This window comes from Polaribacter reichenbachii, assembly GCF_001975665.1.
Lineage (GTDB): Bacteria > Bacteroidota > Bacteroidia > Flavobacteriales > Flavobacteriaceae > Polaribacter > Polaribacter reichenbachii.
In genome coordinates this window covers 3,119,010-3,133,476 of sequence record NZ_CP019419.1, presented here as the reverse complement: position 1 = coordinate 3,133,476, position 14,467 = coordinate 3,119,010, and the positions used below count along the sequence as shown (strand labels likewise).

Annotated in this window: 11 protein-coding genes; 5 read left to right on the top strand and 6 right to left on the bottom strand. The window is 29.8% G+C overall.

Features of this window, described 5'->3' with window-relative positions; translation table 11 throughout:
• Positions 1-23 precede the first annotated feature (23 nt).
• From BW723_RS13330 to BW723_RS13320, 3 genes are read right to left on the bottom strand one after another with little or no spacing between them, the layout of a single operon-like run.
• Positions 24-746 (bottom strand): aspartate/glutamate racemase family protein, encoded by a 723-nt coding sequence (locus BW723_RS13330; RefSeq protein ID WP_068360123.1) that lies wholly within the window; start codon positions 744-746, stop codon positions 24-26.
• Positions 747-758: 12 nt separating this feature from the next.
• Positions 759-3,491 carry a DNA gyrase/topoisomerase IV subunit A gene (locus BW723_RS13325; protein WP_068360124.1) on the bottom strand — a complete coding sequence of 911 codons (2,733 nt, stop codon included), beginning with the start codon at positions 3,489-3,491 and terminating at the stop codon, positions 759-761.
• Between the two features lies 1 nt (position 3,492).
• Positions 3,493-5,352, bottom strand: a complete 1,860-nt coding sequence (locus tag BW723_RS13320; RefSeq protein ID WP_068360125.1) for a DNA topoisomerase IV subunit B — start codon at positions 5,350-5,352, stop codon at positions 3,493-3,495.
• A 257-nt stretch (positions 5,353-5,609) separates the two neighbouring features.
• On the opposite strand from BW723_RS13320, the gene lysA reads away from it, so the two are divergent.
• The 3 genes from lysA to BW723_RS13305 all read left to right on the top strand — a co-directional run bounded on the left by lysA (position 5,610) and on the right by BW723_RS13305 (position 8,089).
• Positions 5,610-6,854, top strand: coding sequence for a diaminopimelate decarboxylase (gene lysA / locus BW723_RS13315; RefSeq protein ID WP_068360126.1), 1,245 nt, complete (start codon positions 5,610-5,612; stop codon positions 6,852-6,854).
• A 97-nt stretch (positions 6,855-6,951) separates the two neighbouring features.
• Positions 6,952-7,563, top strand: a complete 612-nt coding sequence (locus BW723_RS13310) for a fumarylacetoacetate hydrolase family protein (protein WP_068360144.1) — start codon at positions 6,952-6,954, stop codon at positions 7,561-7,563.
• A gap of 10 nt (positions 7,564-7,573) precedes the next feature.
• A complete protein-coding gene (locus BW723_RS13305) occupies positions 7,574-8,089 on the top strand; it encodes a GNAT family N-acetyltransferase (protein WP_068360128.1) in 516 nt (171 codons plus the stop codon).
• A gap of 298 nt (positions 8,090-8,387) precedes the next feature.
• Here the strand turns inward: BW723_RS13305 and BW723_RS13300 are convergent, their stop codons facing one another.
• The gene (locus BW723_RS13300; protein ID WP_068360130.1) at positions 8,388-9,305 is read right to left on the bottom strand and encodes a glycosyl hydrolase family 18 protein; all 918 of its coding nucleotides are present in this window, start codon (positions 9,303-9,305) and stop codon (positions 8,388-8,390) included.
• 125 nt (positions 9,306-9,430) lie between these two features.
• Positions 9,431-9,775 carry a mannan-binding lectin gene (locus BW723_RS13295; protein ID WP_068360132.1) on the bottom strand — a complete coding sequence of 115 codons (345 nt, stop codon included), beginning with the start codon at positions 9,773-9,775 and terminating at the stop codon, positions 9,431-9,433.
• Positions 9,776-10,411: 636 nt separating this feature from the next.
• Between BW723_RS13295 and BW723_RS13290 the strand changes: the two genes are divergently transcribed.
• Together BW723_RS13290 and BW723_RS17775 are read left to right on the top strand one after the other, a co-directional pair.
• Positions 10,412-12,535 carry a Tex family protein gene (locus BW723_RS13290; RefSeq protein ID WP_076686402.1) on the top strand — a complete coding sequence of 708 codons (2,124 nt, stop codon included), beginning with the start codon at positions 10,412-10,414 and terminating at the stop codon, positions 12,533-12,535.
• A 21-nt stretch (positions 12,536-12,556) separates the two neighbouring features.
• On the top strand, positions 12,557-12,700 hold the full coding sequence (locus BW723_RS17775) for a hypothetical protein (protein WP_157578341.1): 144 nt from the start codon (positions 12,557-12,559) through the stop codon (positions 12,698-12,700).
• A 227-nt stretch (positions 12,701-12,927) separates the two neighbouring features.
• Here the strand turns inward: BW723_RS17775 and BW723_RS13285 are convergent, their stop codons facing one another.
• Positions 12,928-14,463 carry an SDR family NAD(P)-dependent oxidoreductase gene (locus BW723_RS13285; protein WP_068360135.1) on the bottom strand — a complete coding sequence of 512 codons (1,536 nt, stop codon included), beginning with the start codon at positions 14,461-14,463 and terminating at the stop codon, positions 12,928-12,930.
• Positions 14,464-14,467 lie beyond the last annotated feature (4 nt).

Below are 14,467 nucleotides of genomic sequence, written 5' to 3'. Positions count from 1 at the left end.
CATATTAACCAAATATACTAAAACTATTGCTGTTGCTGCTCTTGTTGTTGTTTTCTTAAAATATCCGAAAAATTAAAGGCAGCTGTAGCGTGTATTTTAGTGGTATCAAAAACAGGCACAGAAACGTCTTCTTGTTTTATTAACAACGGAATTTCTGTACAACCTAAAATTACACCTTCTGCTCCATTTTCTAATAATTTATTTATAATTTTAAGGTAATCCTCTTTTGATGTTTGCTTAATTACACCATCTGCCAATTCATTATAAATTACGTTATGAATTAAATTTCTATCCTCTAAATCAGGGATTATAGCTTCAATACCAAATGAAGTTAAAATATCAACAAAAAAATCTTTTTCCATTGTATATTTTGTACCTAATAAAATTACTTTTTTTAACTTTTTTTCTATAATTTTTTTTGATGTTGCTTCTGCAATATGAATAACAGGAATTTTTACTGCTTTACGAACAGCATCTATACATAAATGCATAGTGTTTGCACAAATTAAGATACAGGTTGCACCTGCTTTTTCTAAATTTCTTCCAGTATTTGCCATTTTTTCATCTAACAAATCCCATCTATTTTGTTTCTGTAGATTTGCTATCTCACCAAAATCAAAAGAATTGATTACAACATCGGCAGAATGTGGTTTACCTAAAGCATTCGAATTTAATTCATTTAAAATTCGATAATATAAAATGGTAGATTCTGGAGTTATACCTCCTATTAATCCGATTTTTTTCATAGCTGATTTTTTTTAAAACAAACTCTGTTGATTCTCGTCATCAGAATTATCTTTTTTCTTTTGAATTGCTTTCTTTAAAAGTGCTTTCTTTTTATCTTCTTTCTCAGAAGTATCAAGAACAACAGGTTTTTCTACTATGGGTACTTCTAAAGGTAAAGTTTCTTCAATTACTTCTTCTTCAATTACCTCTACCTCTTCTACACTTTCTTCTTCTGGTTCTTCATAAGGAAGCGATTCTAACAAATTCACATTTTTAATTCGCTCAGTTGTTAATTGATTTCCTAATGCTTTTATGCCTTTTACTGCAATAAATTCTTCAAAATTAACTTCTTCATTTTCTAAACTCCTTTTAGAATATTGCACTTCTGCAATAGGTCTATAATCTGTAGCAACAATTTCTAATTTAGATTTAGGATGTTCAGAAATAAAAAGTTCTTCTTTTTCTGGAGTTTCAATCAAGAAACGTTTTACGTAATATTTTGCTTTTTCGCCATCAAAATAAATGGCAGAAATTGGTTTACTTGGTTTCCATTTTTCTAAAACAATCATATCATCTTCAAAATGCATTGCTAAATCTGGTTTTACAGCTTTTGCTTTTCCACTTTGTGATACAATTAGCAATTTATCTTCTGCTCTAAATTCGCCTAATAAATCTCCTCTTTCATCAACATTTAAACGTTGTACAGTTTCATCGAACCAAATTTTACGAGGTTTTAAAGTAGATACACCTGCTGATTTAAAATCGATACTTTTAATGGCAAACTTGGTAATTGTATTACCACGAACACTTCTGCCTTTTACTGCTAAATCAGCAAAATCAATATCCCATTTTAGTTTTTTAATACTACCAACTGCTCTTAAATTTATAGTAACCACTTCTGCTTCTCCATTTGGGTTTGCAGAAAAGTACAAAACTTTAGAGCCTTTGCTACCATTGGTTAAATCGTATTCTTTATCACGAGTTACAGCAGTTACTGCAAAACGTTTCATATAACTAGGACCTCTTGCACCATCTTTATACATAAAATTATAAACCGTACGTTTGTCTTTCTTTTTAAAGACAGCAATATGAATGATATCCTTACCTACAAAGGTTTTAGAATCGATTTTAGTAACCATCATTTTACCATCTCTTCTAAAAACGATAATATCATCAATATCAGAACAATCAGCTACAAATTCGTCTCTTTTTAAAGAAGTACCAATAAAACCTTCTTCTCTATTTACATACAATTTGGCATTTTTCATTGCTACTTTTGATGCAACTATATCATCAAAAATTCTGATTTCAGTTTTACGCTCTTTACCTTTTCCGTATTTTTCTTTTAAATTTTTAAAATAGTCAATTGCATAATCAATTAGGTTATCTAAATGATGTTTTACACCTGCAATTTTTTCTTCTAAACTCTCTATATGCTGCTTAGCTTTGTCAATATCAAATTTTGATATTTTCTTAATTCTGATTTCTGTTAAACGAACAATATCTTCTTCTGTAATCGCTCTTTTTAGATGAGCAATGTGCGGTTGCAAGCCTTTATCAATCGCTTCAATTACACCTTCCCAAGTTTCTTCTTCTTCAATATCCCTATAAATTCTATTTTCTATAAAAATTCTTTCTAAGGATGAAAAGTGCCATTGTTCTTCTAATTCGTTTAGTTGAATTTCTAATTCACGTTTTAACAATTCTACAGTTAAATCTGTAGAATGTTTTAGCATATCAGAAACTCCAGTAAAAACAGGCGTATTATTCTCAATTGTACACGCTAAAGGCGATATTGATGTTTCGCAATTAGTAAAAGCATACAAAGCATCAATAGATTTATCTGGTGATACATTTGGTGGTAAATGCACCAAAATTTCTACTTCTGCAGCAGTGTTATCTTCAATCTTTTTAATCTTGATTTTACCTTTATCATTGGCTTTTAAAATACTATCGATTAAAGAAGATGTTGTTGTAGAAAACGGAATTTCATTAATGACCAACGTTTTTTTATCAAGCTGAGAAATTTTAGCTCTTACTCTTACCTTTCCTCCTCTTTTTCCATCATTATAATTCGAAAAATCGGCAATTCCTCCTGTTAAAAAATCTGGCACAATTTTAAAACTTCTTCCTTTTAAGTATTTAATAGAAGCATCAATGAGTTCATTAAAATTGTGTGGTAATATTTTTGTTGATAAACCTACTGCAATTCCCTCTGCTCCTTGAGCTAGTAATAAAGGGAATTTTACAGGTAAATCAATTGGTTCTTTTCTACGACCATCGTAAGACAATTTCCATTCAGTTGTCTTCGGATTAAAAACAACTTCTAAAGCAAATTTAGACAAACGTGCCTCAATATATCTAGATGCTGCAGCTCTATCTCCTGTTAAGATATTACCCCAGTTTCCTTGCATATCTATCAGCAATTCTTTCTGACCAATTTGAACCATAGCATCTGCAATAGAAGCATCTCCATGAGGATGATATTGCATTGTATGCCCAACAATATTGGCTACTTTATTATAACGTCCATCATCTAAATCTTTCATAGAATGCATAATTCTACGCTGCACAGGTTTTAATCCGTCTTCTAAAGATGGTACTGCTCTTTCTAAAATTACATACGAAGCATAATCTAAAAACCATTCTTTGTACATTCCTGTAACTTTGGTAATGGTTTCTTCTTGAGGGGAATCTAATTGTTCTCCTTCATTTGTTAATTCTTCTTCGTGCTCGTTTTCGTGCTCGTTAATTTCTTCACTCATCTTAAACTTCTTCTTCTACGTAATCCAGTTCAACTTTTAAATTCTGAATGATAAACTTCTGTCTATCAGGTGTATTTTTACCCATATAAAATTGCAACATTTGCTCAATAGACATTTCTTTGTCTAACATTACTGGATCTAAACGAATATCATCACCAATAAAATGAACAAATTCATTTGGTGAAATCTCTCCCAAACCTTTAAATCGAGTTATTTCTGGTTTACCTCTTAATTTTTCTATTGCTTCTCTCTTTTCTTCATCAGAATAACAATAAAACGTTTGTTTCTTATTTCTAACTCTAAATAAAGGTGTTTCTAAAATATATAAATGTCCTTCTTTTATCAATTCTGGGAAAAATTGGAGGAAAAAAGTAATCAATAACAAACGAATGTGCATACCATCAACATCAGCATCAGTAGCAATTACAATATTATTATATCTTAAATCTTCTAAACCATCTTCTATATTTAAAGCGGCTTGTAAAAGATTAAACTCCTCATTTTCATACACAATTTTCTTACTTAATCCGTAAGAGTTTAAAGGTTTCCCTTTTAAACTAAAAACAGCTTGTGTATTTACATTTCTAGATTTTGTAATAGAACCAGAAGCAGAATCTCCCTCAGTTATAAACAAAGTAGTTTCTAAGTAATTTTCCTTTTTAATATCTCCTAAATGAATTCTACAATCACGTAATTTCTTATTATGTAAACTAGCTTTTTTAGCTCTATCTCTAGCTAATTTTCGAATTCCAGAAAGTTCTTTTCGTTCTTTTTCTGCTTGTAATATTTTCTTTTGAAGCTTATCTGCAATTTCGGTATTTCTGTGTAAAAAGTTATCTAATTTGGTCTTTACAAAATCGTTGATATAGGTTCTTACTGTAGGCAACTCACCTCCCATTTCTGTAGAACCTAATTTTGTTTTGGTCTGACTTTCAAAAACAGGTTCCATCACTTTAATAGCAATTGCAGCAATTACTGATTTACGAACATCTGAAGCCTCGAAATTTTTACCAAAAAAATCACGAATGGTTTTAACAATTGCTTCTCTAAAAGCAGATTGATGCGTACCACCTTGTGTGGTATGTTGACCGTTTACAAATGAATAATATTCTTCTGAATACTGAGTTTTACTATGCGTAATCGCAACTTCTATATCATCGCCTTTTAAATGGATAATAGGATACAACATATCTTCGGTGTTGTTATTATCCTCTAACAAATCCTTTAAACCGTTTTTAGAAAAGAATTTTTCTCCATTAAAAATGATGGTTAATCCAGGGTTTAAATACACATAATTCTTTAGCATTTTCGCTACATATTCATTTCTGAACTTGTAGTTTTTAAAAATGGTATCATCAGGAATAAAAGAAACTTTAGTACCTTTTCTACGAGAACTTTCTTCTAAAAATTCTTCGTTTTCTAAATTCCCTTGGCTAAATTCTGCTGATGCTGATTTCCCTTCACGTGAAGATTCTACCCTAAAAAATGATGATAAAGCATTTACAGCTTTTGTACCAACTCCATTTAAACCTACCGATTTTTTAAATGCTTTTGAGTCGTATTTACCACCAGTATTCATTTTAGAAACTACATCAACCACCTTTCCTAAAGGAATTCCACGTCCATAATCACGCACTGTAACTTTACTTCCTTGAATAGAAATTTCGATGGTTTTCCCTGCTCCCATAACATATTCGTCAATAGAATTGTCAAGAACTTCTTTAACTAAAATGTAAATACCATCGTCTGCAGAAGAACCATCACCTAATTTACCAATATACATTCCTGGACGCATTCTAATGTGTTCTTTCCAGTCTAAAGACCTGATATTATCTTCTGTATATTTTGTTTCTTGACTCATAAAATCTTTACTATGATTGGGTTTGATGTATTTGACAATATAGCATTATCATCATTTAAATAAAATAGCAAAATCAATTAGTTATTAACAGGATTTCAACTTTTTTTTGGCTAATAATCATTGAAGAAAATCAATCAAAAGATATTAAAACAAGTTGAGCATTATAACAAAAAAAAACAATATGTTATATTTTTAAACAAAACATAAAATACTCAACATTTTAATTACTTTTGATGCGTAAATCAAATTAAAATACAGTGGAAAACTCACAACTTTTAGCGTTAGCAAATAAATACGGAAGTCCTTTATATGTTTACGATACAGATAAAATAGAATCGCAATACAACAGATTAACAAATGCTTTTAGCAGTGTTAAAAATTTAAAATTGAATTATGCTGTTAAAGCACTTTCAAACATCAATATTTTAAAATTCTTTAAAAATTTAGGCTCTGGTTTAGACACAGTTTCTTACCAAGAAGTACAATTATGTTTAACAACTGGCATTGAACCTCACAATATTATTTTTACACCAAATGGAGTTTCTTTAACTGAGATTGAAGAAGTTGCAAAATTAGGCGTTCAAATTAATATTGATAACCTTTCTATTTTAGAACAATTTGGTCAAAAACATCCAGAAATTCCTGTTTGTGTGCGTATCAATCCACACATTATGGCTGGTGGAAATTCTAAAATTTCTGTAGGTCATATCGATTCTAAATTCGGAATTTCTATTCACCAAGTACCACACATTAAACGTGTTGTAGAAAACACAGGTATGAATATTAACGGAATTCATATGCACACAGGTTCTGATATTCTAGATATTGATACTTTTTTACGCGCTTCTGATATTTTGTTTGATGTTGCTCGTCAATTTGAGAATATCGATTTTATCGATTTTGGAAGCGGATTTAAAGTACCTTATAAAGAAGGTGACATTTCTACAGATATTGAGCAATTAGGTGTTCAATTATCAGAAAGATTTAATGAATTTTGCACAGAATATGGTAAAGACATTACCTTAATGTTTGAGCCTGGTAAATTTTTAGTTTCTGAAGCTGGAGTATTTTTAGCAAAAGTAAATGTGGTAAAACAAACTACTTCAACTGTTTTTGCGCATGTAGATTCTGGTTTTAACCACTTAGTAAGACCAATGATGTACGATTCTTATCATCATATTACAAACATTTCAAATCCAAAAGGTAGAGATCGTTATTATTCTGTTGTAGGTTATATTTGTGAAACAGATACATTTGCTTCTAACAGAAGAATTGCAGAAATTTCTGAAGAAGATGTTTTATGTTTTCATAATGCAGGCGCTTACTGTTTTTCTATGGCATCTAATTACAACTCTCGTTATTTACCTGCAGAAGTTATGGTAGTTAACGGGCAAGATTATTTAATTAGAAAAAGACAAACTATAGAAGATATTTTAAACAACCAAGAAGTTGTAGAATTTTCATCAAAAAAGAAGACCACTAAAGCAGAAGTTACTGCTTAAAAATTAGATCATATTTTTATATAAATCCACTAAAGAATTCTTTTTTTTAGTGGATATTTTTTTACTTTTACTAAACAATAAAAAATCAAAAACACAAATGAAAATTTTAGGAATAGGTAGTAATTACGTTACAGATTTAAAAGATATTGAAGAAAAAAAGAAAGGAAAAAAGTTTATTTTTTCGAAACCAGAAACAGCATTGGCTGTAAATTGCGATGTTGAATACCCAAGTAAAATTACCAACGAATTAATTTACGAAGTAGAATTAGTGGTTAAAATTGGTAAAGAAGGTAAAAACATTAGCAAAAAAGAGGCTAATTCTTACATTTCAGAAATTGCTGTGGGTATCGATTATACTGCTACTGATATTCTTAAAAATGCAAGAGAAACCAAACATCCTTGGGAGTTTGCTAAAGGTTTTGATGGTGCTGCACCAATTTCTAGTTTTAAACCAGTTACCGATTATGATTTAGGTGATATTAATTTCGACTTAAAAATTAACGGTGAAGAAAAACAGAAAAGTAATACTGCTTATATGATTAATGATTTTGCTGATATTATTGCGTTTATTTCTGAATATATGACTTTACAACCTGGAGATTTAATTTTTACTGGAACTCCAGCTTTAGGAAAAGGTGAAATCTTTAAAGGAGATCATTTACAATGTTCTATAAATGGTGAATTATTGTTAGATTTTAAAATGATATAATTTAAAATTGATGAAAATCAGACTTTCTACTTTTGATGATATTCCGCAAATTGAAACGATCATTAATGATGCAAAAGCGTATTTAGCTTCTCAAAACATTGATCAATGGCAAAATGGATATCCAAATGCGGCACAAGTTGAAAACGACATAAAAAAAGGTGAAAGTTTTGTAGTTGTAAATGATGATGAAACAATTATGGCTACCTCAATGTTTACCTTAAGAAAAGAGCCAACTTACAAAAAAATAATTGATGGTAATTGGCTTATTTCTGAAGATAAAGTTTATGGCGTAATTCATAGAATGGCTATAAAAAAAGAGTTTAGAAAATTAGGTTTGGCTACTTTTTTGTTTGTTGAATTTCATCAGCAATTAAAAGATAAAAACATACAAAGTTTAAAGATTGATACGCACGAAAATAATTTGGGTATGCAGTCTTTAATCAAAAAATTGGGTTATTCATATTGTGGAATTATTTACACAAGTTATAATGCAAAAAGACTGGCTTTTGAGAAAGTAATACTATAATTTTATGTTATTGATTTTTCTATAAAAATTAAAATAAAAACTATTTTTAATGTACGCTAATATATTAAATCAACAACCTTAAATACAAAGCTATATTTCATTTGTTTAACAGGCAATTAAGTTAAGTACAAACTTCGCGAAATAATATTTTTAAAAGAAATCCCGTAGTAAAACATCGGGATTTTTTTTCGATTAAAAAATACAGTTCCTTTTTTCAATAAATAGTATGAATTAAAACTTTTTCCACTCTCCTTTAATCAGTTATTAATCTTTTTAAATATTCAAATTTTAATTTTTATTAGGTATCAAAAGTTGTTTTAATGGCATTTACATAATCTATCATAGCAACATTTCCACAACTTTCAGAATCAGGATGTATTTTTTCATCTGTTGAGTAATTTATCATTTGATCAATTGTCCAAATAAACCCTCCACTAATACAACTTTGTCCTTTAAATTGAGAAAGCAATGATTTTACTGCATTCGGACAGTCTCCCTGCCACTCGTCTGCTCCTGAATTCCAAAATCGAGACCAATCGCTTGCCATAATATAACCATCTGTATTAAATGTTGGTAGTGCTTTTATTATGGCTTTAGCCCAAACTTCTGGGTTATTATATGCGCCACCAGCATAACATTGTAAATTCCAATATTTTACAGCTCCTGGATATTTACTTTCTATAGCAACTAAAGAATTTGTCCAAAAAGGAATATCTCCATAAGGACAAAAAGTAATATTAAAGCCAACTTCTATCCACATTTCACAAAATGCAATAAAAGCGGCTTGGGCATTTTGTGGTTTTCCATTAGGGTATTCTACATCCATATCAATCAAATCAAATGCCTTGAATGTCTTTCTAAAAACGATACAATTCGCTTCTAATTGTGTTCCTTTAAAGGTCTCATTTTGATTATATATATTCTGAATATTTTGAAAGGCACTATCCCATCCACCAAAAGTTGCTAATAAACTAATTATTGTTCCTGAACTTTTTAAATCCAATAATTGTTGAGGCCAAATTGCATCACCTATATATTTTCCTTTAGATATTAAAGTAATACCATTAAAACTTATATCTCCTGCCGAACTTACTTGAAATAAACTAACCATTAGACTTGTCCAACCTGCATTTTGAATATCTTTCATATTCATAGCTAAATTGGGAGGATATAGTATACCTTCTCCATATGCTGCTATATTTATATTATTTTTCATTCGATAAAAATTAATGTTCTTTTATAATTTACATTTAAAACCAATTCTTTTAAAAAAAATACGGCCTTAACTAAAAAAGTGGTTTCACTTAAAAAATAAAACCACTTTCTATTCTTACCTTGTAGTTAAAATGAGTACTTAATTTGAATAACACTCATTTTTCCTTCTACAATTGTTTTCCATTGCCCTGTAAATTCAGCGCCATAAGAAGCAGCAATTGCTGGTCCGAATTTTTTGGCATCCTCATTACTCCATAATGGTCCAGCAAGAACGTCTGTAACAAAACTATCTGTACCTGTATTTTTCACTTGTAACTCTACTTGAATCACACTCATTTCTGATTCTACAACTGTATTCCATTGCCCCGTCCATTTTCCTTGATGTGCTGCTGCAACTTTTGGTGCTTTTTCATTTGCATCTTGATCATTCCATAATGGACCTGCTGGTATATTAACTTTAAATGTTGACATAATTTTTTTATTTAAAAACTCCTACTCTATTTAAAACTGGCTTTTCGGATTACACCATAATCTAAAAAGAAAATGATTGTAGCTACTTAATCGAACATTTCTTTTTAATTACATTACAAATTTAGAATTATACTTACCTGTATTTTAGAGTTTTAACACCCAATCTTAAAATTAAGTATAATTACCTAGTCCTATAATTAGAAAATTAAAGTAGATAAATCAACGATTTAAAATTTCGAAAACAACTATAATTATTAACTACTCTGTTCATCTAAAAATAAAAATATGAGGTAATTCACAGTATGGTAATCAACAAGAAGTTTTGAAAATTAGGCTAGATATATTTCCGAATTATATACAAAAGTTACAACGCAAAAAGACTGGCTTTTGAAAAAGTAATTTCTTAAAAAACTTCTCGATATAAAATTTTAAAATAAAGAGTTTTACTCGAAGTTAGAGTTTGTTTATCCTCAAACTTAAAACATTATCACGTTATGTCACTTCGAGTAATTTTCTGACAAAGGAAGAAAATTGTATCGAGAAGTTTTTCAACTAGAAACACAAAATAAAACTATATTTACATCCTCATAAATTCATTTTTATGAGGTTTATTTTTTAGATTAAACTCAAATTAAAATGCAATTATTCCAATATATCATTCAACAAACACAACTTTCATCAAAATCTGTAGAAAATACCATTTCTCTTTTAAATGAAGATGCTACAATTCCTTTTATATCAAGATACAGAAAGGAAATGACAGGGAATTTAGATGAAGTTCAAATTGGAGAAATTGTAAAATTTAAAGAAAACTTTGAAGCTTTAGAAAAGCGTAAAAAAGCAATTTTAAAAGCATTAGAAGAGCAAAGTGTTTTAACACAAGAACTTACTCAAAAAATAACTAATTCTAGAGATTTAATTGAGCTAGAAGATTTGTATTTACCTTTTAAGAAAAAGCGTAAAACCAAAGCAGAAACAGCACGTTTACAAGGTTTAGAACCTTTGGCTAAAATGATAATGAGTCAACGTGTAAATGATTTGGAATATACAGCATCAAAATATATTAAAAATGATGTTGATACTCTAGAAGATGCTTTAGAAGGTGCACGTTTTATTATTGCAGAATGGATTAACGAAAGAACAGATATCAGAAATAACATCAGAAGAGAATTAGAACGTTTTGCAAGCATTTCATCTAAAGTGATAAAAACTAAAAAAGATGATGACAAAGCACAAAAATTTAAAGATTATTTTGATTGGAGCGAATCTCTAAATCGAATTCCTTCTCATAGATTATTGGCAATTTTAAGAGCTGAAAACGAAGGTTTTATCAGAATAAAAATCGAAGTCGATTCAGAACGATTATTGCAAAGAATTGAAAACAGAATTATTCGTTCTCAAAATGAATGTGCAACTCAAATTGAAATCGCTATAAAAGACGCTTATAAACGATTGTTATTCCCTTCTTTATCTAATGAAGCTTTATCAAATGCCAAAGAAAACGCAGATGAAAATGCCATTTTAGTGTTTGCTAAAAACTTAAAACAGTTACTTTTAGGATCGCCATTAGGTGAAAAAAGAGTGTTGGCAATAGATCCTGGTTTTAGATCTGGTTGTAAAGTGGTTTGTTTAAATGCACAAGGTGATTTAGAACATAATGAAACTATATTTCCACACGAACCTCAAAATCAAAAAATTGAAGCCATTAAAAAAATTAGTTTTTTAGTAGATGCGCATAAAATTGAAGCCATAGCTATTGGTAATGGAACAGCATCTAGAGAAACAGAACAATTAGTTCAGAAAATTCAATTTAAAAATACTGTGGATGTTTTTGTGGTAAGTGAAGCTGGTGCTTCTATCTATTCTGCATCAAAAATTGCCAGAGATGAGTTCCCAAATTACGATGTAACCGTTCGTGGTTCAGTTTCAATTGGTAGACGATTGCAAGATCCTTTGGCTGAATTGGTTAAAATTGATGCAAAATCAATTGGAGTTGGCCAATATCAGCATGATGTAGATCAAACAAAGCTCAAAAAATCTTTAGATACTACAGTAGAAAGTTGTGTAAATACAGTAGGTGTAAACGTAAATACTGCAAGTGAATCTCTATTAAGTTATGTGTCAGGAATTGGCTCAAAATTGGCAGAAAATATTGTAAAATACAGAAACGAAAATGGTTCATTTAAATCAAGAAATGAAATTAAAAAAGTACCAAGATTAGGAGGAAAAGCTTATGAACAAGCTGCTGGTTTTTTAAGAATTAAAAACGGCAAAAATCCTTTAGATGATTCAGCAGTGCATCCTGAAAGTTATCATTTAGTTGATAAAATTGCCAAAGATGCAAAGAAAAATGTTTCAGAAATTATTGGTAATAAAGAAATTTTGAAACAAATTAATTTGCAACATTATATTACTAAAAACATTGGTTTACCTACTTTAAAAGACATTATTAGCGAATTAGAAAAACCAGGTTTAGACCCTAGAGCTACAGCAAAAGTATTTTCTTTTGATAAAAACATCAAAACTATTTCTGATTTAAGAATTGGTCAATTATTACCAGGAATAGTAAACAATATTACCAATTTTGGTTGTTTTGTTGATGTTGGCATCAAAGAAAGTGGCTTAATTCACGTTTCTAATTTATCTGATACTTTTGTAAAAGATGTAAATACAATTGTAGCTTTGCAACAACAAATAATTGTAAAAGTTTTAGAAGTTGATGTGGTTAGAAAACGTATTCAATTGGCTTTAGTAAAGTAAATTTTTTATTATCTTTAAATTATGACAAAAAAAGAAAAATCAGATTCTTGGGATGACTTAAGTGATTTTCAAAAAAATGAAATTCAACAAGAGGTTAATGAATTAAATAAAAAGAAAAAAGTCTCTTGGGAAGACATGAAAAAAAAGCTTTCAAAATTGAAATAAAACACATTTTTCTTAAGCATTATAAATAAAAATTTTTCAATATTATTTGGCTTTAGAACAACAAATTATTCCAAAAGTTTTAAAAATTGATGTTATTAGGAATAGCATTCAATTGGCTTTAGTGAAATAAACTTAGCAAACAAGTTTAGCCCTGATTGAAATGACATCCTTTTTGCTTTTTTTAGCAAAAAGATAAAATGGAAAGCAGGAAATAGCTTCAAAAAAAATTACCAATCAATAGGAAAATAGTCTTTCAAAAACTTTCCAGACCAATGTTTACCAGTATTTATACCATCAATTAAAGGATCCATAACTCTTGCTGCACCATCTACAATATCTAAAGGTGGCTGAAAATCGTGCACTTCTTGTTTCTTTTTAGATAATTCTGCAGGATCTTCATCTGTAACCCAACCTGTATCTACAGCATTCATAAAAATACCTTTTTTAGCAAAAGTTGCAGAAGATGTATGAGTTAACATATTTAAAGCCGCTTTTGCCATATTTGTATGCGGATGTCTGTCTACTTTTTTAAATCGATGAAACTTACCTTCCATTGCAGAAACATTGATAATGTGTTTTTTACCAGTATTTTCTTTCATCATTAAATTAGATAAACGATTGCACAACACAAAAGGAGCAACAGCATTTACCAATTGTACTTCCACCATTTCTGTAGTTTCAATTTCACCTAATTTTAAACGCCAACTATTGGTTTTTCTTAAATCTACTTGCTGTAAATCTGCGTCTAATTTACCTTCAGGAAAAACTTCTGATGTTTGTAAAGAGTTATCAAAACTATAAGGAATTTGAGATAATTCAGCAGAGTTTCTTAAACCAATACCAGGTTCTGGTCCGTGCCAAGTTACAGGCAACACATTATTTTTGGCTGTTTTTGTTGATGAAATACTTAAATCCGAAATTTCCTGTAAACATTCATTATGGTTTTTTAATAAAGTTTGTGCTAGTTTTGGTAATTGATCAATTGGTTTCTTTTCATTTTCCATCATATGGCTATAAAAACCTGATGGTCTTCTTACTGTTTGTGCAGCATTATTAATAAGAATATCTAATCTATCATATTTCTGTTCTATATAATTACAGAAAATCTCTACACTTGGTATGTGTCTTAAATCTAAACCGTGAATGTGCAAACGATGACTCCAATCGTTATAATCTTCTTCTTTAGCAAAACGAATGGCAGAATCTGCAGGAAAACGAGTAGTAGCAATAACAGTTGCTCCAGAACGTAAAGACATTAAAGTAATATGATAACCTATTTTTAAACGAGAACCTGTAATTACTGCAACTTGACCTTTTAAATCTGTAGTTTGAAAACGTTTTGCATAATTTAAATCTCCACAATCTGTACACATTGTATCATAAAAATGATGCAATTTGGTAAAAACAGTTTTACATACATAACAATTTCTAGGCGATTCTAATTCTGGAGTATCTTCATTTATTTGAGCAGCTCCTAATAACTTTGGAGCCACAAATAAGGCAGATTCTCTTGCAGAACGAATTCCAGTCGATTTTCGTGCGTGCTTATCACTTTCTTGTTTTTTGCGTTTTGCTGCTTTTTTGGCATCTTTTCTACGTCGTTGAAACTCATCTCTGTTTGGACGAGATAATTCGCCAGCAACTTTAAAAAGTGCAATTCTTTGTTCTTCAGGAATTTCAAATAACTGATTTGTATCATCCAACAAACGCTGTATTGTTTTAATACAAGATGTAATTTCAGGATTTTCTTTATACTCGCTCATTATA

What these genes read in the sequence shown, in the direction of transcription:
- BW723_RS13320 (WP_068360125.1), bottom strand. Translation starts at nt 5,352, where the DNA reads ATGAGTCAAGAAACAAAATATACAGAAGATAATATCAGGTCTTTAGAC.
- BW723_RS13285 (WP_068360135.1), bottom strand. Translation starts at nt 14,463, where the DNA reads ATGAGCGAGTATAAAGAAAATCCTGAAATTACATCTTGTATTAAAACA.
- BW723_RS13305 (WP_068360128.1), top strand. Translation starts at nt 7,574, where the DNA reads ATGAAAATCAGACTTTCTACTTTTGATGATATTCCGCAAATTGAAACG.
- BW723_RS17775 (WP_157578341.1), top strand. Translation starts at nt 12,557, where the DNA reads ATGACAAAAAAAGAAAAATCAGATTCTTGGGATGACTTAAGTGATTTT.
- BW723_RS13295 (WP_068360132.1), bottom strand. Translation starts at nt 9,775, where the DNA reads ATGTCAACATTTAAAGTTAATATACCAGCAGGTCCATTATGGAATGAT.
- BW723_RS13310 (WP_068360144.1), top strand. Translation starts at nt 6,952, where the DNA reads ATGAAAATTTTAGGAATAGGTAGTAATTACGTTACAGATTTAAAAGAT.
- BW723_RS13290 (WP_076686402.1), top strand. Translation starts at nt 10,412, where the DNA reads ATGCAATTATTCCAATATATCATTCAACAAACACAACTTTCATCAAAA.
- BW723_RS13330 (WP_068360123.1), bottom strand. Translation starts at nt 746, where the DNA reads ATGAAAAAAATCGGATTAATAGGAGGTATAACTCCAGAATCTACCATT.
- BW723_RS13325 (WP_068360124.1), bottom strand. Translation starts at nt 3,491, where the DNA reads ATGAGTGAAGAAATTAACGAGCACGAAAACGAGCACGAAGAAGAATTA.
- BW723_RS13300 (WP_068360130.1), bottom strand. Translation starts at nt 9,305, where the DNA reads ATGAAAAATAATATAAATATAGCAGCATATGGAGAAGGTATACTATAT.